The organism is Litchfieldia salsa (assembly GCF_900104555.1).
Taxonomy (GTDB): domain Bacteria; phylum Bacillota; class Bacilli; order Bacillales; family Bacillaceae_L; genus Litchfieldia; species Litchfieldia salsa.
In genome coordinates this window covers 397,843-423,375 of the sequence record NZ_FNJU01000003.1, presented here as the reverse complement: position 1 = coordinate 423,375, position 25,533 = coordinate 397,843, and the positions used below count along the sequence as shown (strand labels likewise).

32 protein-coding genes are annotated in these 25,533 nt (G+C 33.2%); 21 read left to right on the top strand and 11 right to left on the bottom strand.

Translation table 11 applies throughout. The features are described from left to right. Positions 1–4: 4 nt before the first annotated feature. Complete coding sequence (gene cysC / locus BLQ56_RS09075; RefSeq protein ID WP_090852586.1) at positions 5–610, top strand: adenylyl-sulfate kinase; 606 nt, start codon at positions 5–7, stop codon at positions 608–610. Between the two features lie 14 nt (positions 611–624). On the opposite strand, the gene BLQ56_RS09070 is transcribed toward cysC, so the two are convergent. Beyond that, positions 625–1,245: a YitT family protein gene (locus BLQ56_RS09070; protein WP_338011846.1), complete on the bottom strand. Its 621-nt coding sequence runs from the start codon at positions 1,243–1,245 to the stop codon at positions 625–627. A 210-nt stretch (positions 1,246–1,455) separates the two neighbouring features. On the opposite strand from BLQ56_RS09070, the gene BLQ56_RS09065 reads away from it, so the two are divergent. Continuing rightward, entirely contained in the window at positions 1,456–2,010 is a 555-nt protein-coding gene (locus BLQ56_RS09065; protein ID WP_090852583.1) for an SCO family protein, read from the top strand. A 64-nt stretch (positions 2,011–2,074) separates the two neighbouring features. Here BLQ56_RS09065 and BLQ56_RS23445 read toward each other — a convergent pair whose 3' ends face one another. Both BLQ56_RS23445 and BLQ56_RS09060 read right to left on the bottom strand, forming a co-directional pair. Beyond that, positions 2,075–2,233 (bottom strand): hypothetical protein, encoded by a 159-nt coding sequence (locus tag BLQ56_RS23445; RefSeq protein ID WP_175490245.1) that lies wholly within the window; start codon positions 2,231–2,233, stop codon positions 2,075–2,077. A 16-nt stretch (positions 2,234–2,249) separates the two neighbouring features. Next, the gene (locus tag BLQ56_RS09060; protein ID WP_090852577.1) at positions 2,250–3,353 is read right to left on the bottom strand and encodes an MGDG synthase family glycosyltransferase; all 1,104 of its coding nucleotides are present in this window, start codon (positions 3,351–3,353) and stop codon (positions 2,250–2,252) included. Positions 3,354–3,505: 152 nt separating this feature from the next. Between BLQ56_RS09060 and BLQ56_RS09055 the strand changes: the two genes are divergently transcribed. From BLQ56_RS09055 to BLQ56_RS09040, 4 genes are all read left to right on the top strand, one after another. Then, on the top strand, positions 3,506–4,075 hold the full coding sequence (locus BLQ56_RS09055) for a YkoP family protein (RefSeq protein ID WP_238457223.1): 570 nt from the start codon (positions 3,506–3,508) through the stop codon (positions 4,073–4,075). Positions 4,076–4,149: 74 nt separating this feature from the next. Then, on the top strand, positions 4,150–5,025 hold the full coding sequence (locus BLQ56_RS09050; protein ID WP_090852574.1) for a metallophosphoesterase: 876 nt from the start codon (positions 4,150–4,152) through the stop codon (positions 5,023–5,025). 114 nt (positions 5,026–5,139) lie between these two features. After that, a complete protein-coding gene (locus BLQ56_RS09045) occupies positions 5,140–5,919 on the top strand; it encodes a GDSL-type esterase/lipase family protein (RefSeq protein ID WP_175490244.1) in 780 nt (259 codons plus the stop codon). A gap of 27 nt (positions 5,920–5,946) precedes the next feature. Further along, the gene (locus BLQ56_RS09040; RefSeq protein WP_175490243.1) at positions 5,947–6,531 is read left to right on the top strand and encodes a YpmS family protein; all 585 of its coding nucleotides are present in this window, start codon (positions 5,947–5,949) and stop codon (positions 6,529–6,531) included. Positions 6,532–6,619: 88 nt separating this feature from the next. On the opposite strand, the gene BLQ56_RS23440 is transcribed toward BLQ56_RS09040, so the two are convergent. Both BLQ56_RS23440 and BLQ56_RS09035 read right to left on the bottom strand, forming a co-directional pair. Further along, positions 6,620–6,769 carry a hypothetical protein gene (locus BLQ56_RS23440; protein WP_175490242.1) on the bottom strand — a complete coding sequence of 50 codons (150 nt, stop codon included), beginning with the start codon at positions 6,767–6,769 and terminating at the stop codon, positions 6,620–6,622. A gap of 43 nt (positions 6,770–6,812) precedes the next feature. Beyond that, the gene (locus tag BLQ56_RS09035; protein ID WP_090852566.1) at positions 6,813–7,055 is read right to left on the bottom strand and encodes a DNA alkylation repair protein; all 243 of its coding nucleotides are present in this window, start codon (positions 7,053–7,055) and stop codon (positions 6,813–6,815) included. A 199-nt stretch (positions 7,056–7,254) separates the two neighbouring features. Here BLQ56_RS09035 and BLQ56_RS09030 point away from each other — a divergent pair, with 199 nt between their 5' ends. The 10 genes from BLQ56_RS09030 to BLQ56_RS08985 all read left to right on the top strand — a co-directional run bounded on the left by BLQ56_RS09030 (position 7,255) and on the right by BLQ56_RS08985 (position 16,833). Continuing rightward, on the top strand, positions 7,255–8,178 hold the full coding sequence (locus BLQ56_RS09030) for a glycerophosphodiester phosphodiesterase family protein (RefSeq protein ID WP_175490241.1): 924 nt from the start codon (positions 7,255–7,257) through the stop codon (positions 8,176–8,178). 125 nt (positions 8,179–8,303) lie between these two features. Next, positions 8,304–8,792, top strand: a complete 489-nt coding sequence (gene msrA, locus BLQ56_RS09025; RefSeq protein ID WP_238457229.1) for a peptide-methionine (S)-S-oxide reductase MsrA — start codon at positions 8,304–8,306, stop codon at positions 8,790–8,792. Further along, entirely contained in the window at positions 8,789–9,208 is a 420-nt protein-coding gene (msrB, locus tag BLQ56_RS09020) for a peptide-methionine (R)-S-oxide reductase MsrB (RefSeq protein ID WP_090852558.1), read from the top strand. Before msrA ends, msrB begins: the two co-directional genes overlap by 4 nt. A gap of 311 nt (positions 9,209–9,519) precedes the next feature. Then, the gene (cspD, locus tag BLQ56_RS09015; protein WP_090852555.1) at positions 9,520–9,720 is read left to right on the top strand and encodes a cold-shock protein CspD; all 201 of its coding nucleotides are present in this window, start codon (positions 9,520–9,522) and stop codon (positions 9,718–9,720) included. A gap of 251 nt (positions 9,721–9,971) precedes the next feature. Next, the gene (locus tag BLQ56_RS09010; RefSeq protein WP_090852552.1) at positions 9,972–11,447 is read left to right on the top strand and encodes an NAD(P)/FAD-dependent oxidoreductase; all 1,476 of its coding nucleotides are present in this window, start codon (positions 9,972–9,974) and stop codon (positions 11,445–11,447) included. 127 nt (positions 11,448–11,574) lie between these two features. Further along, entirely contained in the window at positions 11,575–12,486 is a 912-nt protein-coding gene (locus BLQ56_RS09005) for an NAD(P)/FAD-dependent oxidoreductase (RefSeq protein WP_090852549.1), read from the top strand. 184 nt (positions 12,487–12,670) lie between these two features. Next, positions 12,671–12,898 (top strand): hypothetical protein, encoded by a 228-nt coding sequence (locus tag BLQ56_RS09000; RefSeq protein ID WP_090852546.1) that lies wholly within the window; start codon positions 12,671–12,673, stop codon positions 12,896–12,898. Positions 12,899–12,912: 14 nt separating this feature from the next. Next, the gene (locus BLQ56_RS08995; RefSeq protein WP_090852543.1) at positions 12,913–14,034 is read left to right on the top strand and encodes a GerAB/ArcD/ProY family transporter; all 1,122 of its coding nucleotides are present in this window, start codon (positions 12,913–12,915) and stop codon (positions 14,032–14,034) included. Next, positions 14,027–15,625: a spore germination protein gene (locus BLQ56_RS08990; protein ID WP_090852540.1), complete on the top strand. Its 1,599-nt coding sequence runs from the start codon at positions 14,027–14,029 to the stop codon at positions 15,623–15,625. Before BLQ56_RS08995 ends, BLQ56_RS08990 begins: the two co-directional genes overlap by 8 nt. Next, a complete protein-coding gene (locus BLQ56_RS08985; RefSeq protein ID WP_090852538.1) occupies positions 15,622–16,833 on the top strand; it encodes a Ger(x)C family spore germination protein in 1,212 nt (403 codons plus the stop codon). The genes BLQ56_RS08990 and BLQ56_RS08985 overlap by 4 nt, the downstream gene beginning before the upstream one ends. Positions 16,834–16,931: 98 nt before the next feature. Here BLQ56_RS08985 and BLQ56_RS08980 read toward each other — a convergent pair whose 3' ends face one another. Genes BLQ56_RS08980 through BLQ56_RS08970 form a run of 3 tightly spaced genes read right to left on the bottom strand, consistent with a single transcriptional unit; the run spans position 16,932 to position 19,300 of the window. Beyond that, positions 16,932–17,744 (bottom strand): HipA family kinase, encoded by an 813-nt coding sequence (locus BLQ56_RS08980; RefSeq protein WP_090852535.1) that lies wholly within the window; start codon positions 17,742–17,744, stop codon positions 16,932–16,934. Continuing rightward, a complete protein-coding gene (locus BLQ56_RS08975; RefSeq protein ID WP_090852532.1) occupies positions 17,741–18,844 on the bottom strand; it encodes a glycosyltransferase in 1,104 nt (367 codons plus the stop codon). Before BLQ56_RS08975 ends, BLQ56_RS08980 begins: the two co-directional genes overlap by 4 nt. Before the next feature lie 3 nt (positions 18,845–18,847). Further along, positions 18,848–19,300: an NUDIX hydrolase gene (locus tag BLQ56_RS08970; protein ID WP_090852530.1), complete on the bottom strand. Its 453-nt coding sequence runs from the start codon at positions 19,298–19,300 to the stop codon at positions 18,848–18,850. 284 nt (positions 19,301–19,584) lie between these two features. Between BLQ56_RS08970 and BLQ56_RS08965 the strand changes: the two genes are divergently transcribed. The 4 genes from BLQ56_RS08965 (at position 19,585) to BLQ56_RS08950 (ending at position 22,775) form a co-directional block, all read left to right on the top strand. Beyond that, positions 19,585–20,181: a hypothetical protein gene (locus BLQ56_RS08965; protein ID WP_090852526.1), complete on the top strand. Its 597-nt coding sequence runs from the start codon at positions 19,585–19,587 to the stop codon at positions 20,179–20,181. 160 nt (positions 20,182–20,341) lie between these two features. Beyond that, entirely contained in the window at positions 20,342–21,403 is a 1,062-nt protein-coding gene (locus tag BLQ56_RS08960) for a M42 family metallopeptidase (RefSeq protein ID WP_090852523.1), read from the top strand. A gap of 266 nt (positions 21,404–21,669) precedes the next feature. Beyond that, positions 21,670–21,891 (top strand): YozE family protein, encoded by a 222-nt coding sequence (locus BLQ56_RS08955; protein ID WP_090852520.1) that lies wholly within the window; start codon positions 21,670–21,672, stop codon positions 21,889–21,891. Positions 21,892–22,067: 176 nt separating this feature from the next. After that, positions 22,068–22,775, top strand: coding sequence for a hypothetical protein (locus BLQ56_RS08950; RefSeq protein WP_090852517.1), 708 nt, complete (start codon positions 22,068–22,070; stop codon positions 22,773–22,775). Between the two features lie 4 nt (positions 22,776–22,779). On the opposite strand, the gene BLQ56_RS23435 is transcribed toward BLQ56_RS08950, so the two are convergent. Continuing rightward, positions 22,780–22,953, bottom strand: a complete 174-nt coding sequence (locus BLQ56_RS23435) for a hypothetical protein (protein ID WP_175490240.1) — start codon at positions 22,951–22,953, stop codon at positions 22,780–22,782. Between the two features lie 177 nt (positions 22,954–23,130). On the opposite strand from BLQ56_RS23435, the gene BLQ56_RS08945 reads away from it, so the two are divergent. Continuing rightward, positions 23,131–23,313, top strand: a complete 183-nt coding sequence (locus BLQ56_RS08945; RefSeq protein ID WP_090852514.1) for a YozD family protein — start codon at positions 23,131–23,133, stop codon at positions 23,311–23,313. Positions 23,314–23,470: 157 nt separating this feature from the next. Here BLQ56_RS08945 and BLQ56_RS08940 read toward each other — a convergent pair whose 3' ends face one another. Together BLQ56_RS08940 and BLQ56_RS08935 are read right to left on the bottom strand one after the other, a co-directional pair. Beyond that, positions 23,471–24,568: a DUF2515 family protein gene (locus tag BLQ56_RS08940; RefSeq protein ID WP_175490239.1), complete on the bottom strand. Its 1,098-nt coding sequence runs from the start codon at positions 24,566–24,568 to the stop codon at positions 23,471–23,473. A 25-nt stretch (positions 24,569–24,593) separates the two neighbouring features. Continuing rightward, positions 24,594–25,415 carry a glycerophosphodiester phosphodiesterase gene (locus BLQ56_RS08935; protein WP_090852508.1) on the bottom strand — a complete coding sequence of 274 codons (822 nt, stop codon included), beginning with the start codon at positions 25,413–25,415 and terminating at the stop codon, positions 24,594–24,596. Positions 25,416–25,533 lie beyond the last annotated feature (118 nt).

The window sequence follows — 25,533 nt, the reverse complement described above, 5'->3', positions numbered from 1 at the left end:
AATCATGAATATAAAAGAAAATATTATTTGGCACAAATCAACAGTCACGAAAGTTGATCGACACCGTTTGAACAATCATAGGAGCTGTGTCCTTTGGTTCACAGGATTATCAGGCTCAGGAAAATCAACCTTAGCAAATGCAATTGATAAAAAATTATATGATTTAAGTGTCAGAAGCTATGTGCTCGACGGAGACAATATTAGACAGGGTCTTAACAAAGGACTTGGTTTTAATAATGATGATCGTAAAGAAAATATACGCAGAATTGGTGAAGTATCTAAGTTATTCGTTGATGGCGGAATGATCGTATCGACGGCATTTATTTCCCCATTTCAAGAAGATAGGGAAACAGTTAGAACAATGTTTAACAATGATGAGTTTATTGAAATCTATGTTAAATGTCCTCTAAATATATGTGAAACTAGAGATCCTAAAGGACTATACAAGAAGGCTAGAAATGGTGAGATTCAACATTTCACTGGAATTGGTTCTCCTTATGAAGAACCTGATTCCCCAGAATTAGTCATCGAAACTGATAAACATAGTCTTAAAGATTCAGTGAATCTAATCATTAATTACCTTATTGATTGTGGTTTATTATGTATCTAATCAGGTAATGTCTTTTATTTTTTCCTCCAGCCAAAACTGTGACTTGCAAATGAAGGAACAGTAAAATGATAAATAAAATCAATAATATTGGTTGAAATTGACTGACAAATGATTGCATACATCACAATTCTTATGTCTACAACAGTAGCTGTAAATAAAAAGATCAAAAAGTTCATCCACAACATTACTCTCCCGGGTGGCCACTGGTATTTATTCGCAATCATTAGAGCGGGTATTACCATGCCACCACTTGATGCTCCATTTCTAATAAGCAAGCCAACACCTATACCGAAAAGAATACTGCCAACTAAAATATCAATGAAGAATATCCTATCATAAGAGAGTATCCCGGAAGTAATCATACTAACAGTTACCGAGGTGATTGTTACTGATAACATCGTTCTTAGTGTCCATGTATATCCAAAATATTGTAATGCCAATATTAAAAAGGCGAAGTTTACAATCCAAAGGGAAAACCCTAATGGTATATGAAACCAATGATTTAGGATAATGGCTAATCCAGCGGCACCACCAGAAGGAATGTTATGTGGAAAGAGAAAAATAGACATAGCAATTCCTTGAAGTATTGCCCCCACAAATATCAATACGAGATTCAGCATAGGTTTGGTCATCATTTTTGTTTGACCTCTTGTTCTATGCTGCACCAGTCACTTTTTGAATTCAATTTATATCCCTCCAATGCATTCCTTGTCCATTATATGAATACAAGATAGGAGATATGTTATCGTTTGGAATCAATGTTGCTAGCATCTTTAGCTTTTAATTACTGCTTAGTTCTGATAAAATCCATAGTAAATGTAAATAGTAGGAGTTGTATCATTATAATGAAAAAATATATTATGTATACTCTTTTTTTGTGCTTGATCTTTCTTTCAGCATGTAATTCAAAGTCACAAGAATATCAAATGAATTTCACGTTCACAGATCAATCTGGAAATGAATTTAGCTCAGATGATTTAGAAGGCAAGGTATGGTTGGCTAATTTCATTTTCACTAATTGTGACACTGTTTGCCCGCCGATGACAGCCCATATGGCAAAACTACAACAAATGTTGGCAGACGAAGGGGTAGAGGCCGAGATTGTTTCGTTTTCAGTCGATCCCAAAACAGATACACCTGAAGTATTGACTGAATTTGCAAGCAAATTTGATGCGGATTTCAGTAATTGGCACTTTTTAACTGGTTATACTCAGGAGGAAATTGAATCTTTTGCAAAAGAAGAATTTGCAACACTAGTTTCTAAGCCAGAAAATCAAGTACAAGTTATGCATGGAACATCATTTTATATCATAGATCAAAATGGAGAAGTGGTCGACAGCTATAGTGGAGTCGAGGATACTCCTTATGATGAAATAGTTAAAAAAATAAAAACTTTATAATTAAAATGAAAAACCAATAATCATTAATTGTTTAAATTAAAGAGATTACTGGTTTTTCTTAGGTTCAGTCATCATTACTCCCAATTACACCATCAACAACAATCATTTCTAATTCATTCCAAAAAAAGTCTTTTCCGAAATAGGTTTCACATTCCAACATTTCATTTAAATCATTGTTCTCCTCTGAAACTTTGTGGTTTGAATGCTCCGGTTTTTTTTGCATGTATTGACTTCCTTTCTTATGAATATAAGATTTCTTTAAGTATAGATTCTAAAGATTGTTTTTCTAGGGTGTCTTGAAATTGTTTTAAATTGTTTGAAAATGTCCGCAAGCCTTGATGTTCTCGAAAGAATTCATAAATTCCTTCCTCAATACTATCCATCTCTTTCCAATGATCAAATTTAAAAACAAGTTGATAAGAACTCAATTCATTAAGGTTAATTTTTTCTTGACCTGGTAAAGTATGGTAAATTAAGGCTGGGATCCCTTTAGTCAAACATTCACTTATAGTAATACCACCAGGTTTGGTAATAACCACATCTGTATTTTCATAAATTTTATTCATTTCTTTTCTATTTGTAATATAACCATAAGCTTTGATTTTTTTATTACCAAGTTTCCTTATCGTTTCAAAAAGCTTTTTATTTTTTCCACATAAAACTGTAAATGTCATATTCTTACTATTTACCAATTTAGGTAATAACTCATCAATCACTCCTACCCCTAGACTTCCTCCCATCACTGTACAATTTCTTAAGGACCTTTTTTCTTTTATCTTTTTATGAAAGGCTGGATGTGTTGGAATGCCTGTAACAAAGATTCTAGTTTTATCAATTCCTTTTTCAAGAAGATGCGTCCTTAAAGAAGAGTGAGAAACAAAATGATAGTCAATATGGCTAGTGCCCCAGAAACTGTGAATGAAATAATCTGTATATACATTGATTACCGGTGTGTCAATCAGTTTATCGTGTTTTAGTTTATTTAACATATAAGAAGGTAAAGCGTGTGAACAAACAATTAAATCTGGTTTAATTTCTCGAATTAACCTTTTTACAAAGGGTAAGAATAGAAATTCATATAAGTGATAATGCTTGTCCTTTTCTAAGTTATCACAAACTAATTTATGGTAAATCCAGTGATATGTTTTCGGAAATGAATGGATCCATTTAATATAAATTTTTGATATCATTCTTTCTACTCTTCCATAGCTATAATTTAGAATATCGACTTTTTCACATTTTATTGATTGATCCATTTTTGAAATAATTTCTGTAAGGGCATCAGCTACTTGATGATGGCCTGAAGGGATTTGTAAAAAAGGCATAAATAGTACCTTTTTCATTAAGATTCTCCTTTTTGAAGTAATAATTATATTTTCAGTTGCAATTGATTAATTTATACTCCCTATAATTCCCTTAAATAATCTAATCGAAAAAATAGATACTTTTAATATCTAGGCTTTCAAAAGTGATTAAGTAAAGGGGTAACAACAAAATGATGGTAAAGATGAGATTATATTTCATTTCTATCTGGACAATTCTTGACCCTATCTATTATTTCTTTACAAGGCTACATTATCTTAATGGGGAAGGAATGGAGCAACCCATTTTTCGTATAAGGTTAACCCGGTATAAAGGACTACCGTTGAAACTTTCTGATGGAACAGTTGTCAATAGAAATGATTTAATGATTAAAATACATTTACATAATGTAAAGTTACTTAAAGAGCTTCATAACATTGAGAGTGAAACGAAAAAAGCCAGACTCATCTATAAAAAAGTACTTGAAGGATTGCCAGATCTAGCCAGTCATCTTAAAAGCCACCCTCGTTATAATGAAATGAAAGGAATCATAGGAATATCGATGCTTAACAAAGGGTGTGAGAGATTAGGTTTTGAAACCTTTTTTATAAATAATAAATGGTATTGTCTTTTAAAACGAATTGTATTTATACCGATGTATCTATTAACAGTAAATCGAATTACAACCAATTCACTATATCGTCCACCAAAATATTTAGTCATGTCAAAAGATGTATTGATAGCTAAGTACAACAAACAGTAGCAAAGCAATATCCATCGATTACCACTGTCATTTCTCCTCTAATTATTTATAATGAGAAAGAGGAGGGATGTACTATGTACACTTCAGTAATTCTAATCGTTCTTTTTATCTTTTCATATATGATTTATATTGCTAATAAAAATACAAAAAATGTTAAAATAAATAGAGTAAGTATAAATACAGAACATCATACGGAATTTATTAAGCCTAGATTATTAACGATTCTTCATCTTTCAGACTTACATCTTGAGAATATATCAATCACTCCGAATGAATTATATCAACTTTTAAGAGATGAAAAAATTGACTTAATTGCATTAACAGGTGACTTTCTTGACCGCAAAAGAAGCATTCCTAAACTAATTCCTTATTTAAATATTTTAAAAAAGTTAGCACCTACACATGGGACATATGCTGTATTTGGTAATCATGATTATGTGCTGAAAGGTAAAAATTTTGAATCGTTAAGAAAAACTTTAGAGGAACATTCATGTAAGACAATGCAAAATGAACATATTAGATTACCAATTGGTGATTCAATTTTAAATATTATTGGAATTGACGATGCAAGCACGAAGAGAAGTAATCTGGAGGCTTCATATAACAATTTAAAACAAGGCTACAATCTTGTTTTAACTCATGATCCAAATATAGTGCTAAATATGAAGAAATATCCTTTTGATTATTTATTATCAGGGCATTTTCATGGTGGTCAAATTCATTGGCCTAAGCCTTACCATCTGGCGAAAATGGGGAAATTAGCAAGGTTAAATATCATTAAAGGTTTACATTATCAAGATGGAAAACCCTATTATATTAGTGAGGGATTAGGACAGACTGGTGTGAATATCAGAGTTGGTAGTAATCCTGAAATTACAATTCACCAAGTTAATTTGACTGCTGCAAATCATATTGAATATACTAAAATGATTAAGAAAACTGGCACCTAATGGTGTCTTTTTTTGATTAATGAAATGAATACTCAAAAAAACTTGTGCTATAATACTATAAAATTAGCTATAGATTGGTTATAGATTGTCAGAATGGTAGGTGACATTATTAAAATGGTACGAATATTCATCATATTCACTGTATTGCTTTTAACCGCTTGTTCTACACAAACTTCAAATAATAATTTCTCAAGGAATGTTTATCATAACGTACTTTTGTTAAAAAAGGATAATGTACCTTCATCTTTTTTTCCAAAGGAAATGGAAATACTCTCTATTGGTGATTCATTAACAGAGGGGGTAGGTGATATAACTAATAATGGGGGTTATACATCATTTTTAAAGCGACATATACAAGGAAGAAATGATATAAGTTCTGTGGAAATTTTTAATTTTGGAGTTGAAGGGCACACTTCTAATGATCTGCTTCAACGAATAAAGAATGACATTCCTACTGAGGTTATTGTTAATTCGGATACTATTATCATTACAATTGGTGGAAATGATATCATGCAAGTGGTCCAGAATAATTTCATGAATTTAACGTATGAACCATTTAATGTTGAACGGAATAATTATGAGCAGCGCTTAAAGCAAATTATCGAAAAAATCAAAAGCATAAATGAAGATTCTCAAATTTATGTCGTTGGGCTTTATAATCCATTTATTCATATCGGTGATATTTTTGGTGATATTGAAAGAGTAATCACAGAATGGAATAAGGTTACACAAGAAGTATTACTGCAATATGATGATACAACTTTTGTTGAGATTGAAGATATTTTTAAGAACAGCAACGAAATCTTATTATATAGTGACGATTTTCATCCGAATACACGTGGCTATGAGTTAATTAGTCAACGAATCCATGAGTATTTGGATCAAGCGAACTAATTGGTTTCGTAAGTAAGGGGTATGATTATGAAAATCAGCTGGAAAAAATTATTTTTAGGAACTATGATTATAAATTCAATGATTATCGGTACATTTATTTTATTTCTCTTCATACCTGAGAAGAAAACTGAGGATTATAATAATTATAGTGAAATTAGTAGTATCAACGATATAGATTTAACAGTTGTCACGAATAAGAAAGACTTAACAAAATTAATCAATCATTATTTAGAAGCTGAGTTTAAAGATCAAATCTTGAACTATAAAGTATTACTTACTGAAAAAGTCATGCTAATAGGATCAATACCTGCATTTGGAAAGGAGATTGATCTTGTTATGACATTTGAACCTATTCCTCAAAAAAATGGTGATTTACTATTAGAACAGGAGTCAATCTCTGTTGGAAATGTTCAATTACCAGTATCATTTGTACTTAGATATATTAGTGACAATTATGCCCTTCCAGGCTGGATAACGATTGATGCTGCGGAGCAATCTGTCTACGCATCAATCACTGATTTACAACTGAAGAGTGATGTAAATGTAAGGGTTGAAACATTCAACTTGAAAAATGATGATATTAGTTTTAGTTTGATTGTCCCAGTTGAATGAGGTAGAATACGATAACTATTTTTAAAAAACAAATAACCAGTACATCGCTTTAAATGGGGTACTGGTTTTTAATGATTACATATTAGTCTTACCCTCTATTTCCACCACTACTACTATTCATTCCTCCGCCATTCCCAGTCGATTCATTCGGTTTCGGTGTATCATTGTTTTCAGCTTGGCAAGCTCCTAATAATAAAATAGATGAAAATATAATAATTAATCTTTTTAACTTTAGCAAATTCATTCACTCCTCTTTTATTATTGAATGATGGAATATGTTCTTATTGGTGGTTTTGGGCCCTTTTTATAAATGAGATCTCATCTTCTACTAACCCACATACCCCACATTGAACCTTATAACTAGGACCACGATATGGCATATGTAATGGACCAATATCTTCTCCGAATTCTTCTAAAATATCTCCTGTTACTTTATCAACTTTTACTGCTTTTGCAACTTGTTGAATAATATTGAATCTTGTTCGATTGGTTTTGCAGTTTGGACATAAATACGCGTTGGACAATGGATTCACCTCCCTTATTTACTATTCCCTAAATCCTATTAATTTATGATGTAACTTGAAAGTAGTAGTTGTTTGTCATAATGCCTTTTTTCTTTCATATTCATAATGTTACATGTTACATAAACTGTGAATTGATATGGACATAATATTTAGCGATTACGACATAATAGACTTAAACTATACTGAATGGAGTCAGAGCATGAAGATTAATCATCGTGTTGGTTTATTTTTACCTTTGCATCGCTTATTGGTAGTATTATTTTTTATAGGTGCTCTGTTTTATATCTTGCAACTTATTCCTGTAAATAAGCAAAGAGAAACGACTTTTAATAAATCTAATGAGACTCCACTAGTTATTGCACACAGGGGTGGGGCAGGAATTGCACCTGAGAATACTTTATACGCCTTTAAAATGGCAGAACGATTGGGCGTTGATGCAATCGAATTAGACGTAAGAATGTCCAAGGATAAAGAGTTAATTGTGATTCATGATGAAACGGTTGACCGAACAACAGATGGAACTGGTCTTGTATCTAATTTGACATTAGATCAACTAAAAGAATTCGACGCGGGTTATCGTCTAAAAATGGAAAAGAGAGGTTATCCTTTTCGAAATCGTGGAATTCAAATACCAACACTTGAAGAAGTGTTTCAGGAAATAAAACATACCTCGTTTGTTATTGAAATAAAAGATACTAATCCAAAAGTCGAGAAAAAGGTTGCCAAATTAATAAAAAAGTATAAATTAAAAAAGAAAGTAATTGTCGGTTCCTTTAATGATGAAAGTATTAAACGTTTCGCCAACAGCACAGAGGGAAAAGTACCTATTGGAACTGGAGCTGAAACTCTTAAATTTTATGTGTTTCTTCATAAACTCCATTTAGATAGAATCTATCCATTAAAGCGGAACGCAGTCCAGATTCCAGTAAAGGCTGGGCATATTGATCTAGCAACTGAAAGATTAGTTAATACAATGCGTGAACGAAATATCGCGATTCACTACTGGACCATTAATGATGAAAAAACAATGAAAGAACTGATTAAATTAAATGTGGATGGAATAATCACGGATTTCCCCAATAAAATGTTACAGCTTATTAATAAAGATGTAGAAGAACTATAAACGAAGCAAAATGATTGGATTGTAAACGTATGAGAATTATAATAGATATACAAGGTATTAAAAAGGAGTGAGTGAAATTGACAAACCTACAACTGGCTACCTTTGCTGGAGGGTGTTTTTGGTGCATGGTAAAACCTTTTGATGAAATGCCTGGTATTCATAAGGTTGTTTCAGGTTATACTGGTGGCTGGAAAGAACACCCAAGCTATGAAGAGGTATGTTCCGAAACAACTGGGCATTTTGAAGCTGTACAAATTACATATAATCCAGATTTATTCCCATACACTGAGCTTCTTAGCCTGTATTGGCAACAAATTGACCCTACTGATGCAGGTGGCCAGTTTTATGATAGAGGTGGGTCTTATAAGACAGCTATTTTCTATCATAATGATGACCAAAAACAACTCGCAGAAGAATCGAAGAAGGAATTAAGTGAGAGCGGCAGATTTTCTAGTCCAATTGCAACCCAAATTTTAGCTGCATCACCCTTTTATGAAGCAGAGGAATATCATCAACACTATTATAAAAAAAATCCTGCCCATTATAATCGGTATAGTATTGGATCAGGGAGAGCAGGTTTCATTGAAAAACATTGGAGGGACGTCAATAGATGAAGACAAACAAAGAAGATTTAACACCGATGCAATATAAAGTTACGCAAGAAAATGGGACAGAACCTCCTTTTCAAAATGAGTTTTGGAATCATGAAGCAGAAGGTATTTATGTTGATATTGTTTCTGGGAAACCGCTGTTTAGTTCTAAAGATAAATATGATGCAGGTTGTGGTTGGCCAAGTTTTACTAAACCTATTGAAGAAGAAGAGGTTGTTGAAAAAAAAGATGTTAGTCATGGTATGATCCGAACAGAGGTACGAAGTAAAGAAGCCGATTCACATCTTGGTCATGTATTTGATGATGGGCCAGGTCCTTCAGGGTTAAGATATTGTATTAATTCTGCTGCACTGCGTTTTATATCAAAGGAAAAACTTGAAGAAGAAGGATATGGGCAATTTCTTCACTTATTTAAATAAAAACATAGGCTAATGGGTCCAGAATTTTGGGCTTATTAGTTTTTTTAATCTTCATCAAACGGCAGGAGAGATACAATGTAACCGATTACTTTTTTGAGTTACCTGGTTGACTCTTCCAATCATGAATGATATGATTAATACGACCGTTTACTACGTTTAGCTTAAAGATAGATAGAATGAAAACGTTTCTTTTGTGTAGCTTATTACATAACAAGTACGTGAATGTATGTATCAAATTATGCGAGTGGTGGAACTGGTTAATTTTTTGAATGCACAAATGAATTGTGTGTTAATTTTAGGAGGCAAAATTCATGCAAAATGGTAAAGTGAAATGGTTTAACAGTGAAAAAGGTTTCGGATTTATCGAAGTAGAAGGCGGAGATGATGTATTCGTACATTTCTCAGCAATCCAAGGAGAAGGTTTTAAATCTCTAGATGAAGGTCAAGAAGTTTCTTTTGAAATCGTTGATGGGAACCGTGGACCACAAGCAGCTAACGTTACAAAATTATAATTAATAGCAAAACCATATAAAAAAAGCAGTCCAATTTTTTGGACTGCTTTTTCATATTTTTATAGATTTCCTTCATATATCTAAAGTAATTCTTATGAAAACCAAGGTTTAACTTTTCAAAACACGAACATTATAATAACTTATATTATAAATGTTCGTAAAAAGTATTGACTAGCATATTTCAATTTGTTATATTAACCAAGGGTTAAAAATGAAGTACTAGTTTATTAGATTTGTATGGGGGAATAATTATGAAACAATCTTATGATGTTATTGTTGTTGGTGCTGGTCCAGCAGGAATCTTCACTTGTTACGAACTTACACTAAAAATGCCATATGCAAATATTTTATTAATAGATAAAGGTCATGACATTTATAAGAGACATTGTCCTATTCTTCAAAAGAAGATTGAAAAATGTCCACCTGCAGCAGGAAGGAAAGAATTCGCAGGGTGTCTTCCAGCTTGTTCAATTACGAATGGTTTTGGTGGTGCTGGAGCATATTCTGATGGAAAGTTTAATATAACGAGTGAATTTGGTGGGTGGATGACGGATTATTTATCTAATTCCGATGTTGTTGAATTAATAAGATATGTAGACAGCATTAATTTAGAGCATGGAGCGACAGAATCAATTACTGACCCTTTAACAGAACAGGTTCGTGATATTGAGAGACGTGGATATGCTGCAGGTTTGAAATTACTTAGAGCACAAGTAAGGCATTTAGGCACAGAACAAAACCTAGAAATCTTAAAGAGCATCTATGAATATTTAGCTCAAAAAATAGATATGAAGTATAAAGCAGAAGTAGAGGATATCATTACTGAAAAAGTGAATGGTCAGCATAAAATCATTGGAATTGAGTTAAAATCTGGGGAAAAGTTAACTGCAGAAAAAGTAGTTGTTTCCCCAGGAAGAGATGGTTCCACCTGGTTGTCTAAAATACTTAAGAAGAGACGTCTAGGTATGATCAATAATCAAGTAGATATCGGTGTTAGGGTTGAGACTTCAAATATCGTTATGGAGGAAATTAACGAACATTTATATGAGGGGAAATTTATATATAACACATCTGTTGGTACTCAGGTTCGCACATTTTGCAGCAATCCTGCTGGTCATGTAGTTGTCGAAAATCACTCTGGGATTATGCTTGCTAATGGTCATGCATATAAAGATCCTAAATTAGGTAGTAACAATACAAATTTCGCTCTTCTAGTTTCACATAAATTTGCTGATCCGTTTGACAAGCCAAACGAATATGCTCATGAAGTTTCTAAGCTTGCAAACAGCCTTTCTAATGGAGGATTGATTGTACAGAAATATGGCGATATTCTTACAGGAAGACGTTCAACAGAAAAAAGAATAAAAGAGGGGTTTTTAGAACCAACACTAAAAGAGGCTGTCCCTGGTGATTTAGGGTTAGTACTTCCATATAATACGATGAAAAGTTTAATTGAAATGACAGAGGCATTAAACCAAGTGTCCCCTGGATTAGCATCAGAACATACATTATTTTATGGTGTAGAAGCGAAGTTTTATTCTGCTAGACCTAAATTAAACGATAAATTCGAAACGGAAATCTCGGGTCTTTATGTTGGCGGGGATGGTGCAGGAATTACTCGCGGACTAGCACAAGCAAGTGCATGTGGTGTATGGATTGCCAGAGACATCATCAAGACAATTAATCAAGAACAAAAAACAATTGATAGACAACAAGTAACTATTTAAGAGGGCTTATGCTCTCTTTTTAGTCTTTTATCGTAAAAATAATCAAGCTTCAGCAGTCTAATATTGTATATCCCTATTTTCTTTTACAGAAGATAAACACATGGTATTAACTAAAAGAGGTGTTTGTATGGAAACAACATATGATTGTATTGTGATTGGTGGAGGAATTGCCGGACTTCAAGCAAGTATTCAACTTGGAAGATATCAGCATAAAACTACAGTAATTGACTCGAATCATGGTAGATCTACATTATGCCGAAACTATCACAATATATTAGGCTGGCCCAATGGTGTGAGTGGTGAAACACTTAGAAGTCTTGGTAGAATGCAGGCTGAGAGCTATGGGGTTAATTTTTTAGCAGATACGGTAACAGCTATCAAGGATCAAAAAGACTTTCTTGAAGTTTCTTGTGAATCAGGGAGGGTTTATAAAGCTAAGAAAGTTTTATTAGCAACTGGTGTAATGGATCGATTACCAGAGATCACTCATATCCTACCTTGTTTAGGCTTATCTATTTATGTTTGTCCAGATTGTGATGGCTATGAAGTGATAAATAAGAGGACTGTAGTTTTAGGTTCCGGCTCAACCGGTGCTAACTTAGCAATTACTTTACTACAATGGACCAATTCTGTAACTTACATAAATCATGATGGAGTTGAAATTAATCAAGAGCTCAAGGAAACCTTAGCAAATAAGGAGATAGAATATATCAACGAACCTATTGAAAGTGTACAACCATCAGAAAACCCAAAAGAGATTGAAAGTGTAACATTGGTCTCAGGTAAAGTAATTAATGCTGAAAAAGGCTTTATTGGCTTTGGGGGAAATAAAGTCAAAACTGATTTGGTTAAAGAACTTTCAGTTGAAAGAATGGAAAACAAGCATATTATTGTGGATTCAAGAACAAAACGAACGAGTCACCCTAGAATTTGGGCTGCTGGTGATATAGCCGTACACTCCGAGCAAGTAACAATCGCCATGGGTGATGGAATGCAAGCCGCTATCTGGATACACAAAAGTTTGTTAAAAGAGGGGTAGTCTTCATACAGAACTTTTAAATCTACCTTCTATTGGGTGTGAAACCTTTTCACGCCTTTTTGTGCTACTTAAATAGGAATAAAGCTGAAGATTTTTCTAGATAGGATTAAAACACATAATACCTTTGGAAGATGGTAATAATTTTAGTAAGAGGGATTTGTTGGATGAAAGGGTTGAGTAACTCTTGGTCACAGTTTCATTTTTATTTATTATTAGTATTTTAACTGTTATTTTAGGAATGATTGATAGTTATTTTTATGAGATTAGCTTATTACAGGCTCTTATGCAAAATATAGTTCCAGAGGCAGAAACTAGACGTTATCTTGTAAGTTACTTTGCTTTTTCAGGATTAGTATATTCAATATTTGTAGATTATCGTTTAAGGAAAAACAAGAAATTGGAACAAGATTGAGTGAGGTATAAAAAATGATACCGAAGTTAACAGAAAAAATCTCTCTATGGCAACTGTTCATCTTGATATTTGTATTTGAGATGGGTAGTGCAGTTGTTGTTGGAATAGGAAATGATGCCAAGCAGGATGCATGGATTGCAATCTTATTATCAACAGGAATTGGAATAGCTATGATTATCTTATATAATTTTATGTTAAAAAAACGAGAAGGTTGTAACCTTTTTGAAATTTTAGAATTTTGCTTTGGAAAGTATGTAAGTAAAGTTTTTTCTATTCTGTACATAATTTATTTCTTTTATATAGCTTCGAGGATTTTAAGAGATTTTGGGGAATTAATCGTTTCAACTATTTTTGAAATAACACCGATCGAAATACTATCGATTACAATCATGTTGGTTATCGTCTATATGCTATATTTGGGAATCGAAGTACTAGGTAGAACATCTGAAATATTCTTACCATATGTATTTTCATTTATTGTACTTGTGGGCTTCTTCATTCTTTTTTCAGGAGAAATGGAATTTGATAACTTATTCCCGATTATGGCAGATGGATTTGGGCCTGTTTTGAAAGCCATTTTCCCTAGTTTAATGACTTTTCCCTTCGGAGAGTTAATCACATTTATGGTCATTATCCCTTATGTATCAAATTTTAAATATGCAAATAAGGTAAGTATCTTTTCTGTAGCATTTTCAGGGTTTATGTTAGCGTTCACTTCGATTATTTTAATTACGACACTAGGCCCTGAAATGAAGACCAGAGCAACATTTCCATTATTATCTGCTGCCCGTGAAATCTCATTGCTGCGTTTTATCGAACGTGTTGATTTGGTCATTGTCTTTGTAGTGATGTTTGGAATTATTGTGAAGGTTAGTATTTTCTTCTTTGCAGGTCTGAAAGGGCTAGAACATGTTTTTTCAATTCCATACCGTATGTTTATCTTTCCCATTGGGACGATTATTGCCTTTACATCTATTACAGTTTCCCATAATTTTGCGGAACATATTGAAGAGGGACTAGTGTTTGTTCCTTTTTACCTTCATATCCCATTTCAATATATATTTCCGATGCTAATTCTTCCTATTTTACTATGGAAGACAAGACGAAAAGATAAGAAGGTGGGGACTGATGAATAACCGAGGAAGTTTATTTAAACGTAGAAAAAATAAACATAGCAACAAGTCAACAGATGAAGAATTAGTTACTAACGATAAACATGAGGAACTATCTTTCAGTATTGAGGAAAATAAAGAGAAAATTAAAAAATCCTTTGGAAATCCTATGGATTTTAAAATTGAGGAAATTACTCTAACTGAAACAAAAGGATTCGTTTGTTATTTAGATACAATGGTAGGTAAAGATAAAGTAACCGACCAAATTTATAAGCCATTAGACCAAGTTAATGAAAATGGTGATGTAAAAATAACTGAAGAAACCATTGAACAATTTCGAAAAGATTTTTTTTCAGGATTAACCTTTGCCTATTGTAAGAATTTACATGAAGTTGTATGGAATATCTTATCAGGTTTTGTTGTCATCATGATTGATGGTGTAAGTACAGCTATCGCATTTGAAGTAGTTAATGAAGATAGAAGATCGATTGAAGAGCCATCAACTCAAACCATTATTAGAGGTCCAAAAGAAGGTTTTACAGAGCTTTTATCAACGAATATTAGCTTAATTAGAAGAAGATTAAAAAACAAAAACCTTCAATTTGAACGATATATCCTTGGCAAGGACACAAGAACAGCTGTAGCAATTGGTTATATCAACGGAATCACAAATGAGGATATTCTTGGAGAAGTAAGAAAGAGAATCAATCAAATTGATGCAGCACTAATACTGGACTCAGGAAATATTGAGGAGTATATTGTTGACAAAACCTTTACACCATTTCCATTAACTTATAGTACTGAAAGACCTGATAGCATTACCGCCCAACTTGTCGAAGGAAAGATTGCGATCATTGTTGATGGAAGTCCTTTCATTCTTGCTGTACCAACAGTATTCACGGATTTCTTCCAGTCATCAGAGGATTTTTATCAACCCTTTTTCATGTCAACTTTTATTAGGTTACTCCGTTATATGTCATTCATGATAGCGCTTGTTTTACCCTCATTATATGTTGCGATTACAACGTTTCATCATGAATTACTTCCAACAGAATTATTAATTAGTGTACAAGCTCAACGGGAGGGAGTTCCATTTCCTGCAGTTGTTGAAATTTTCATAATGGAGCTTACCTTTGAAGTGTTAAGAGAGGCGGGGATAAGAATGCCAAGAGCCGTTGGTCAAACCGTCTCGATTGTAGGTGCATTGGTATTAGGACAAGCAGCAGTTGAAGCAGGACTTGTATCAAACGTTCTGGTTATCATCGTTGCATTTACAGCCATTGCTAGCTTTGTTTCGCCCATTTATAATTTTTCAATTGCAACAAGATTGTTAAGGTTTGTGTTAATTTTGGCTGCTGCATTTTTGGGCTTATATGGTGTGCTTCTTGGCCTTGTATTGATGGTTATACATCTGACTAGCCTTCGTTCATTTGGTATTCCTTACTTAACACCTGTGGCTCCTCTTCTCATGGAAGATCAGCAGGATGTATTTCTCCGACTACCAATTTGGGCAAACAAGAAAAGACCTTCTTACTTAAAAACAAAAGCACCTGTTAAGAAGAAACATGCTGACAACCCTTCACCTCCAAAACCGAAGGAAGGTGGATCTACATGAAGAAGAGAATATTCCTTTTAAATAGCTTATTTTTGTTGTTTTTAACAGGCTGTTGGGACAGTGTGGAATTAAATGAAGTTTCTATTGTAAGTGGGATGGCTATTGAAAAAGGGAAGGAGAAGAAATTTAAGTTATCAGTTGAAGTTATTAACGCATCCGAGTTCGCACATGGCGGTGGAATGGGAGATACACCTGGAATCGTTTATAGTTTGGAAGGTGATTCGATATCAGAATTATCGGATAAAATGAATAAAGGGTTCGTCAGAAAGTTAATTTATTCCCATACACGAGTAGTAATTATTGATGAAAAAATTGCTAAAGAAGGAATTGTAAGCTTTTTTGATTTTTTAGAAAGAAGTGGTGAGATACGAAATGATTTTAATATTATTGTGGCAAAAGGAGTTAAAGCTTCCGACATCATTAAAACAGTCTATCCAGTTCGTAAAAGTCCTTCATTAAAAATTCATTATCAAGCAGAAACGTTTTTCGAAGAATGGGGGGGAGACCCTCATTTGAGACTTACCGACTTTATCGAAGGATTTGTTTCGAAAGGAAGACATCCAGTTGCTGCTGCAGTGACGATAGAAGGAAATCCTGAAAAAGGCTATAGTACAGAAAATAATAAAAAAACGGATTTAGATGCTCAAGTTGTGTTTGAAGGAATGGCTGTGTTCAAAAATGATTCTTTATTAGGATTTTTAGATATAGAAGATACACGTAACTTTCTCTGGGTAAGGGAATTAGAAAAAACAACGGTTACAGTCCCTTGTTCTGAGAAAGAAGAAGATAAAAATAAATATATCGATTTGAAGATTACCCACTCGAAACCCGAAAGAAAGGTCAATTATGAAGGAGATACTCCAGTAATTAATGTTGAAATTAAAGCGGAGGCTAATTTACAAGGTACACAATGTGGAATGTTACTAACAGAAATGAGCACGTATAAAGAACATGAAAAAAGCTTATCGAAATTTATTGAAGAAGAAATTAAAGAAACCATCGAAAAAGTTCAGGATAAATACGGTGTTGATATATTTGGGTTTGGTGAAGACTTAAAACGGAGCGATTATAAAAAGTTTAAAGAAGTAGAAGATAAGTGGGATGAGGAATTTTCTAGAGCGGTTATTAATGTTGAAGCTAAGGCATTTATAAGAAGATCGGGAATTAGAAATGACAGCTTTATAACCGAGATGGAAAAGAAGGAGTGATTTACTCCTTTTTTTATTTGGTGGTAGTTGGCACCACCCAGTATTAATATCCGAGTGGTGCCAGGCACCTTGTTATTGGTCAGCTTGACATTATTCCATTATAGTGTGTTGCGATAAATAGCTATTTTTTCAAGAATATTAGGTAGCTCATCTTTTTGTTTTAATAAAAATATATAGAGAGATTCTCGGTCTTCAGTGTTTACGTCCCATTCTTGGGGGATTGATTGAATAACTTCATAGATTAAGTTATTTGGCATATTAACTATTTTCTTTGCAAACGATGATAGTTCATTGTCATCATGGAGATTACTATATACCCATTTATAAAAAGGCCAATGGAAATTATATTCCGGCATTTGACTAAGCGTTTGAGCAGACCATTGATAACGACCTGGAAAACATCTTCCATGATCAATCATATGGACATAATAACCTCCCTCAACGAGAGGTTCAAATAGGACATTCATTGTTCCTCGGTCACTGTTGTTTACCCATTGGTCAAATACAGTGATTCCGGCAAGCATGTCTCGATTTTTTATTTCAGACTTTGATGGTGGATCTTGTCTTACATCCTCGAACACGAGCGTATTCTCAATATAGATACAAGCATATTGATATCCAGAAAGATAATTATTTTTATTAGATTTTAATTCAGGCGTATTTTCGATAAACTCTTTTGAGATGTAAACAATCTCAAAGGGGATCACTGGAAGAGAGAAAAGTGTTGCTAGTTTACCTATTATATATTCATTGACAACTTCTCTTCCCCTGTCTTTCTTAGTAGCGTTCCACTTAACAACATATTTCTTGCCATCGTTAAAGAGGATCACATGTGCTGTTCCACCTCTTAATGTTTGTATATATTGAACTGGAACTTTTGTATGGTTCTTCGATTCGTTTTCTACTGTCATTCGTCATTTCCACCTCTTCCATCATATTTATTCGTTATTAAGCCATATAACCTCTGCTGTTCCAAGGTTTGTTTTTTTATATCGAATTTTTCTTCAATAACCTTTCTTGCCATTTTTGTGTAATCTTCCCATACACCTGGATTGTTTAAAAAGTATTTAATACCTTGAGCAAGAGATATATAATCTTTTTCAGGTACTAGAAAACCCGTTCTTTTATGGTCAATTAATTCAGGAATTCCACCGTGATAGGTGGATATTACCGGTAATCCGCTTGCCATCGCTTCTTTTAATGCATTAGGAATTCCTTCGACATCCCCATCTAAACCTGTTTCACTTGAAAGGCAAAATAGGTGAGAGTTTCTTAATTCTTTGGATACTTGCCCAGAATCCAACGCTCCCTTAAGAAAAACGCAGTCATTTAATTGATATTCGTTGATACAATTTAAAATCTTTTCTTCTTCTTTACCTGTTCCAATAATAGTAAGAGTTGCTCTTGGGTATTCTTGGTGAATCAAGTTGAATGCCTTTATAAGTGTAAGGAATCCCTTCTTCTCGACAAGTCGGGCAACGGATATAATTCTGATTTCACCTTCATTAGGTATGGAACGTTGAGTAAATGGATATAGATTCAGATCAAGACCACCATATAATACATGGATTTTATTTTCTGGAAATCCTAGTTTTTTTAACTCCTCCGCCAGAAACTGACATACAGCAAAATAACCTGCTCCATGTTGGATTAAAGAATCATAACGTTTCTTATTTTTGAGAAATCTCTTTTCAGTTTGGGTAGAAGAATCACGTCCTCGAAAATGAACAATCAAAGGAATATCATACTTAGTAGCAATTGGAAGTATACTCTTAGAATGTTTACCTTGATGAGCGTGTATAGCAACTACATTTTGTTTATCAAAAAAGGCTTTAAGGTCTTGAATATCACTTAAATTATAATAATCGTTAAACTGATATTGAGTATTATTGTGATTGGAGAATGGGCCTATAACTATTGCACGATATTGGCTCAGTCCGACGATTTGATTGTACATAAACTCTTGGTTTATTTTAATGGGTTCTTCAATATAAAAAGCAACAGTCTCCATAAATTAATTCACATCCTTTCCTTTATAACACTGAAGTATCTCTTTATCTCGTGTACTTAAAGCCTTGGGAAGTGATTCCCAATCGAAAAATTCAACCTGTTGAGTTTCTATTCCATCCGGTTTTAAAGATCCTCCTAGTATGTTCTTAGTTGTGTATGCGATGGTAACAGGATAGTATTCGTCCTCGTTAGGAAGTTTGGTGAAAAAATTCTTCCCAGAAAAAACTCCAAGTAATTGAAGATTATTAATATTCATCCCTGCTTCCTCAGAAATCTCTCTAATTCCAGCTTCTTCAGCAGTTTCTCCCATCTCTATAAATCCACCTGGTATTTTCCACATACCATCGCTTTGTACCATTAACAAGCGCTTGTGTTGATCAAGGACGATTACTGCAACTCCAGTTAAAATGAGAGGTCTAGTTCCTACAAGTTTACGTAAATCTTCAATGTATCCCATCTGATTACCTCCTTTCCTGAGAACTCTCTAAATCTATTGAAATTCTTCTTTGGAAGATTTTTCATTTTACATTACATGCGAATGTATAAGTATCGGAAACGGACAACCACCCTAAACATTTACATAAATTTAATAAATGTGCTAAATTCATTTATTACGGAATTTCAAAGTATATAGTGTTTAGCCATTTTATTGAAAGAGTGCTACTAGTCCAAAACATTTAGTTAAACACTTCATAATATAGAAATATGCTTTTTCAAGTATAAGAAGGGAGGGTATTGATAATGGAAGACTATAAGTTGATCACAGTTCAACGAAAAGAAGAGAATGGAGAAAAGAAGTTAATTATTCACAATCCAACTGATCTAAAACTGATCGGAGAAGGAAGTCAAGGTGCCGTTTTTCAACTTAGCGAAGATTGCTGCGTAAAAATTTATGTTAATCCAAATGCCGCATTAAAAGAAGGAAATGCACTTGACAGAGCAAAGGGTCTCAATATTGTTCCTAAGTTATATGAGGTGGGTACGAATTATGTAATAATGGAATATTTAAGAGGTCCTAATTTAAAAAGTCATTTAAAAAAAATGAAAGAAATCACCCCATCTATCACCAAACAAATCATAATGATCCGAAAAGAGTTAAAAAGAATTGGATTTACTAGAATTAAAACGTCAATTGGCCATTTCATTTTAACAGACGGGAATATTCTGAAGGCTATTGATCATTCAGATGGACTAACGATGAATGACCCACATAATCCTAAAATGTTTTTAGATTTAAAGAAATTAGGTTTACTTGAACAATTCTTAGAACAAGCAAAAGGAATTGACATGGAATCATATGAAGAATGGAGTAAACATATTAATTTTAGGGATTTATAAGCTAAAATAGAGCACAGTACAAAATGAAAAGCAACGCCAGAGAGCCGTTGCTTTTCGTTGATTTCAGTATAGTTTTTGCGAAAAAGGATCTTTTTCATTATACTTAATCTGTGTAACCTATTAACCTGCTAAAGTTAAAATAGAAAGAGGAAGTGCATATATGTTCAATTTATTAAAATCCTTAACAAGTCTACATGGACCAAGTGGTTATGAGCAGCCAGTCTCATATTTTATAAAAGATTACATAAAAGAATTGGTTGATGAAGTAACTATTGATTCAATTGGAAATGTGATTGCTACTAGTAAAGGAAATAAGCCAGGGCCAAAGATGATAGTAACAGCACATATGGATGAAATAGGGTTTATAGTAAAAAAGATAGAAAATAATGGATTATTACGCTTTGAAAAGCTAGGTGGACACGACGATCGGATTTTACTTGCTCAAAAAGTTAAGGTTCGAACAAGTTCTGGTGAATTGCTCGGTGTGATTGGAACAATGTCTGCACATTTTGTGAAATTTGATGACCCTTCAAAAGTGAGAAAACATCAACAGTTATATATTGATATTGGTGCAAAGTCTAAGGAGGATGCCATTTCTCTAGGTGTTCAAATTGGCTCCCCAATCACATGGGCTACTGAATTAGAAATACTCGGAAACGAAAGAACTGGTCGAATAGTTGGAAAAGGTTTGGACGACAGAGCTGGGTGTGCTGTTATTATTAGTCTCTTAGAAGAGCTAAAGAATAAAGATTTTTCTGCTGAAATCGTGGCATTATTTACAGTTCAAGAAGAAGTTGGATTAAGAGGTGCCCAAGTTGCTGCAAGAGGTATAGATGCTGATGTAGCGATTGCAATTGATACAACTGCAGTAAGTGATACACCTGAAGAAACAATGGACCAAACATTACTTTTAGGTGGTGGAACTGGAATTAAAATCATTGATTTTAGTTTAATTGCTCATCCAGCAGTAAAAGATACATTAGTAACAATTGCCCAAGAGAAAGATATTCGGTTTCAGTATGAAGTATTTCCAGGGATAGGTACTGATGGGGGGGCGGTTTCACTTAGCAATAAGGGAATACCAACTGGTGTTCTATCCATACCTTCAAGATATGCACATTCACCCGTTGAAGTAATTGATTTAGAAGATCTTCACGCAACAGTACAACTGCTAACTTCATTTGTGAAAGATTTAAATGAAGAAGCTAGCTTTAAATTTTAGGTTCTTTTCACAAAATATTGTTGCTATTTGACTAGGTTAGGTTGATTTGCACTCCAGGTATGTGCTTTCCGCGGGGCAGGTGATGAGCCTCCTCGTCGCCAAGCTCCTGTGGGGTCTCATCCTTCCTGCGCATCCCGCAGGAGTCACATACCTTCCGTTCCAATCAACGAGCTCTCCAAAATTAAACAAGCCTTAAAACAACAATCTTTTAGAAAAGAGACAAATTTTAAGAGCAATTATTTACTTAGTCTAAAAGGAGTAATTAGATGAGGAAATCATTTTATCATTATATGCTAAGGTATCGAAATGAAAAGGGGAAAGATGACTTAAGTAAATTTGCCAATAATTTGTATCTTGATCACGGCTTTCCAAAAAATATTTATGATTATCATGAAATTAGTACTTATTTAGAATTCAATGGCCATTATCTAGATACAATGACAATCTTTGATCATGCATGGGAGTTATATCAGAACGATCAAGAATAATGCTCTACTAAAAAATATATAATTCTAAACAAAATGGTTGACTTAAGTCAACCTATTTTGTTTTGGTCATTACTTTTTTAAACTGAAAATATAATAAGAAATAATTAGCGTTTTCTTTATGTTTGCATATAATATCATACCACCTTTAATAGAATGATATGAAGGAGGACAGCCGGATGGATGAAAATAAAAAGGAACCACGATTTAAAGTAGGCGATATTGTTGTCATCACACAATATGGAACCGTGGGTACCGTTACTGACATTGAAAAAGTTGATAATCATTATTTTTATAAGGTAAACCATGGACAGCATTTTTACCTTGAATCCAGTCTCAATTCAATTTCAACCTATCAAGGTGGTGAAATTGAAATAGAACAGCTAGAGGTTCAATTTCAATATTATTTTGGAGACTTAGTATTTGTAAAGGGATATGGTGAAGCTATTTTTAAAATTGTTGGAATACGTACAGAAATATGGAGATATAAAGAAGGTTCGTTTGAAGAGATTGTTTACGAGTTATCTAGACTTTCAGATGGTGAATGGCTGGAAGCATCGGAAGAAGAGCTCATTCTTATTGCAGATAGTGAAAACGCAGAGATTTTTCTTCAGAAGCTTACACTGTATTATCTGATAAAAAAAGAAAAAAAGAGTATGGAGTTGCATGCCATCATGGACATGTCGAAAAAAACGGAAAAAGAAATAATAAAATTACAAAAAGAAAAAGAGGAAATTGTTGATGGTTTATTAGATGTGTATAATGACTATAAATATTTATATGAAGTGTTTGGTGATGACAAATATAAAAAGGTTATGGATTTAGCTTTAAAGAATCTTGATAAGTATATACAAAATCACTATTCACTAGATGGAAATAAAGAATGATCAATTAAAATATCCAACTAAAAAGATAAAAAAATAAAGGGATTGCGATAACCATACATGTCGTAAATAAACCATTTGTTATTTTTTTAAGCCAAAGATCAAATAATGGTCCATCTATTAGATCTAAGGTTTTCTTTGTTTGTTTTGAGTGCTGCAGCTCCAATAATCCACGATTCATATTCTTAAATACCTCCTGTTTGTCCAATTTTTATCATTTTATGTATCTAAACTTCTTTTATGACAAGACTTTATAATTAATTAAACGTTACATATTGAAAGTCACTAGGATTAAGAAAAACAACTAGCATATCTAATTCGATTCGAACATAAATCTTTATTAAAGGGGGACGATATTGTGAAAGAAATTGAGGTTGTTATTGATACTGAAGAAATTGCCGAGTTCTTTTACAATGAACTCATTAAAAGAGGTTATGTTCCTGAGGAAGGGGAATTGGACGATTTAGCCGATATCACCTTCGACTATTTACTTGAGAAATGTATTATTGATGAAGAGGAATCTGAGTCTGAGATTGAATAACAAAAGAGCTATTCTATAAGAACTTGAGGCTGTTTCAAAATTCAAATGAGTATCACACTCCCTAAGATAACTTGTTGTTATATTAATTTTTATGACAAGTTATCTTAGATTTTGTGGTCTAGCTTCAATTGGGACAGCCGTAAGAAACTTGTTTATGTTAATTTAAGAAATCAACAAGACTTTCAATTGAGTAAAGAGTTATTAGCTTACTCATATAATCATCCGTTATATCGTATTTGTTTAAAGTAGGAAGTGATTCAAGAGCTTGGTAAATAGAATCATTATGAAACCAATCTGAATGGTCATTATATTTATGATTAAAATTTGACCAAGCATGAGATAAGATTGGACTATGAATTTTTTTACTCGAAGAATTGGATTGTTTAGAAAAAATGCTTGAATAATAATCTGCTCTTGAACCAGTATGTGGTGTATTTGTGGCAAAAGTATATGCTCCTTCTCTTACTTTTTTTATATAAAAAAGGATAGAGTATAAACACTTACCCATGTTGATTCTCTCATTTAATGAAGTGAAATCTTTTACCGTAGAACCAGCAAGCTTAAGATATTTGTCCTTTTTTAAAACAAAAGGGAACAAAACCATGGTGAATCCAAATAATTCTTGCAATTTAAATTGGATAGAGTCAATAACCCCCTTAAATAAAGGATTAGTCATAACTCGTTGTTCAATATAATTTTGCTCATTAATAATTAAAGCGACGGTTAGAAGGTTAGAGTTATTTGTTGAATAGAAATGGTTCCATACAGGAAGCATGAATGATGAGACGTGTAGAGCATTTAACAAATGAAAATATGACTTTTTCTTGTTCTTGCTATATTCATATAATAATAGTTGTGGGAATGCATCATTAAATATAAGAGCATTTGAACGTTCAAGAAAGTTGAAGAAGTTTATCTTCTCTTTTTCAGGGATCAATTCACCGATTATTTCACCTTTAATATCCGTCATATTATATCCTGCATTTCTAGATACCATATGAGCTAGGAATGACCAATGCACTTCAGGATTTCTTTGATAATACTTTAAATAGGCTTCTGTTCGAGTAAGGTTATTAATATTTAAGTTGGCTGTTTTATCTCTAATGGAGTGAACAATTTCCTTCTCTTCTCCTACTAAGAGACTAGGGCCCACATCCTGATCAATCTGCTCATTTAATTGTTGCTTTAGCTTTAGTAATTCATCAGAATTTATAATCTTTCTTAATTTCTTTTTTTTGAAAAATAAACAACACAAAAATGTTACCTCCAGTCTTGTTCTATTAATATATTTTCTGTAGTTTAAATATGATTTCAGGGTAGTCTACTATTGCTCCATCAATACCAAGGTGAAGTAAATACGTTAAATCTCGAAGTTCATTGACAGTCCATGCATAAATTTTTAAATTTAGTTGATGTGCTTGCAAAACGATGTGTCTTGTAATGTATCTTTTTTGCATATTAATAAAGTCTATATCCTTTTCCACTTTTAGTAATTTTCGATAGTTAATCATTCGATTAATAAGGAGCCCGACATCAATTAAAGGTAAATGTTTTTTCAAAGAACGGAGTGAACTAAGGTCAAAGGACTGAACTTTTATACTAGGGTTTTGTTCTGAAAACAGTGAATAATTATTAATGGCATCTGATACCTTTTTTTCTATGCCAGGATATAATGATGGATTCTTAAGCTCAACTAAGAGCCCAACCTTATCGCCATAAACATTTAGAATTTCTTTAAAAGTGGGTATTCTTTCTCCTCTAAATTCCTCACCAAACCAACTTCCAGCATCTAAAGATTTAATTTGACTTAAAGTAAGATCTTTTACAAAGCCTTTTCCATTAGTTGTTCGATTAACTTTTGGGTCATGGATGATTACAAGGTGGTTATCTTTCGTCATTTGAACATCTAATTCAAGGTAATCTACATCCATCTCTATCGCTTTGTCGAAAGCTGCGAATGTATTTTCAGGGGCATAGCCAGAGGCACCACGGTGGGCAATACTTAAGATTTTACTATTAACTTCTTTTACATTTACATAGAAGGGGATCGTACTAAAAATAAATAACATTAAAATAGAAAGGTACAAGACTTGCTCTCGCATATATCAAATCGCTCCCTTTCTTATGGGTATAATTTATCATATGCAGGAAGATTGCTTTATGCACAATAAGATATGTGCAAGGAGCCCGTTTTTCGTCTTTATGACCCTCGCTTATGAG

Bases quoted from the DNA above. Each gene is read 5' to 3' on its own strand.
- cysC (WP_090852586.1), top strand. From the start codon at position 5: ATGAATATAAAAGAAAATATTATTTGGCACAAATCAACAGTCACGAAA.
- BLQ56_RS09070 (WP_338011846.1), bottom strand. From the start codon at position 1,245: ATGATGACCAAACCTATGCTGAATCTCGTATTGATATTTGTGGGGGCA.
- BLQ56_RS09065 (WP_090852583.1), top strand. From the start codon at position 1,456: ATGAAAAAATATATTATGTATACTCTTTTTTTGTGCTTGATCTTTCTT.
- BLQ56_RS23445 (WP_175490245.1), bottom strand. From the start codon at position 2,233: ATGCAAAAAAAACCGGAGCATTCAAACCACAAAGTTTCAGAGGAGAAC.
- BLQ56_RS09060 (WP_090852577.1), bottom strand. From the start codon at position 3,353: ATGAAAAAGGTACTATTTATGCCTTTTTTACAAATCCCTTCAGGCCAT.
- BLQ56_RS09055 (WP_238457223.1), top strand. From the start codon at position 3,506: ATGATGGTAAAGATGAGATTATATTTCATTTCTATCTGGACAATTCTT.
- BLQ56_RS09050 (WP_090852574.1), top strand. From the start codon at position 4,150: ATGTACACTTCAGTAATTCTAATCGTTCTTTTTATCTTTTCATATATG.
- BLQ56_RS09045 (WP_175490244.1), top strand. From the start codon at position 5,140: ATGGTACGAATATTCATCATATTCACTGTATTGCTTTTAACCGCTTGT.
- BLQ56_RS09040 (WP_175490243.1), top strand. From the start codon at position 5,947: ATGAAAATCAGCTGGAAAAAATTATTTTTAGGAACTATGATTATAAAT.
- BLQ56_RS09030 (WP_175490241.1), top strand. From the start codon at position 7,255: ATGAAGATTAATCATCGTGTTGGTTTATTTTTACCTTTGCATCGCTTA.
- msrA (WP_238457229.1), top strand. From the start codon at position 8,304: ATGGTAAAACCTTTTGATGAAATGCCTGGTATTCATAAGGTTGTTTCA.
- msrB (WP_090852558.1), top strand. From the start codon at position 8,789: ATGAAGACAAACAAAGAAGATTTAACACCGATGCAATATAAAGTTACG.
- cspD (WP_090852555.1), top strand. From the start codon at position 9,520: ATGCAAAATGGTAAAGTGAAATGGTTTAACAGTGAAAAAGGTTTCGGA.
- BLQ56_RS09010 (WP_090852552.1), top strand. From the start codon at position 9,972: ATGAAACAATCTTATGATGTTATTGTTGTTGGTGCTGGTCCAGCAGGA.
- BLQ56_RS09005 (WP_090852549.1), top strand. From the start codon at position 11,575: ATGGAAACAACATATGATTGTATTGTGATTGGTGGAGGAATTGCCGGA.
- BLQ56_RS08995 (WP_090852543.1), top strand. From the start codon at position 12,913: ATGATACCGAAGTTAACAGAAAAAATCTCTCTATGGCAACTGTTCATC.
- BLQ56_RS08990 (WP_090852540.1), top strand. From the start codon at position 14,027: ATGAATAACCGAGGAAGTTTATTTAAACGTAGAAAAAATAAACATAGC.
- BLQ56_RS08985 (WP_090852538.1), top strand. From the start codon at position 15,622: ATGAAGAAGAGAATATTCCTTTTAAATAGCTTATTTTTGTTGTTTTTA.
- BLQ56_RS08980 (WP_090852535.1), bottom strand. From the start codon at position 17,744: ATGACAGTAGAAAACGAATCGAAGAACCATACAAAAGTTCCAGTTCAA.
- BLQ56_RS08975 (WP_090852532.1), bottom strand. From the start codon at position 18,844: ATGGAGACTGTTGCTTTTTATATTGAAGAACCCATTAAAATAAACCAA.
- BLQ56_RS08970 (WP_090852530.1), bottom strand. From the start codon at position 19,300: ATGGGATACATTGAAGATTTACGTAAACTTGTAGGAACTAGACCTCTC.
- BLQ56_RS08965 (WP_090852526.1), top strand. From the start codon at position 19,585: ATGGAAGACTATAAGTTGATCACAGTTCAACGAAAAGAAGAGAATGGA.
- BLQ56_RS08960 (WP_090852523.1), top strand. From the start codon at position 20,342: ATGTTCAATTTATTAAAATCCTTAACAAGTCTACATGGACCAAGTGGT.
- BLQ56_RS08955 (WP_090852520.1), top strand. From the start codon at position 21,670: ATGAGGAAATCATTTTATCATTATATGCTAAGGTATCGAAATGAAAAG.
- BLQ56_RS08950 (WP_090852517.1), top strand. From the start codon at position 22,068: ATGGATGAAAATAAAAAGGAACCACGATTTAAAGTAGGCGATATTGTT.
- BLQ56_RS23435 (WP_175490240.1), bottom strand. From the start codon at position 22,953: ATGAATCGTGGATTATTGGAGCTGCAGCACTCAAAACAAACAAAGAAA.
- BLQ56_RS08935 (WP_090852508.1), bottom strand. From the start codon at position 25,415: ATGCGAGAGCAAGTCTTGTACCTTTCTATTTTAATGTTATTTATTTTT.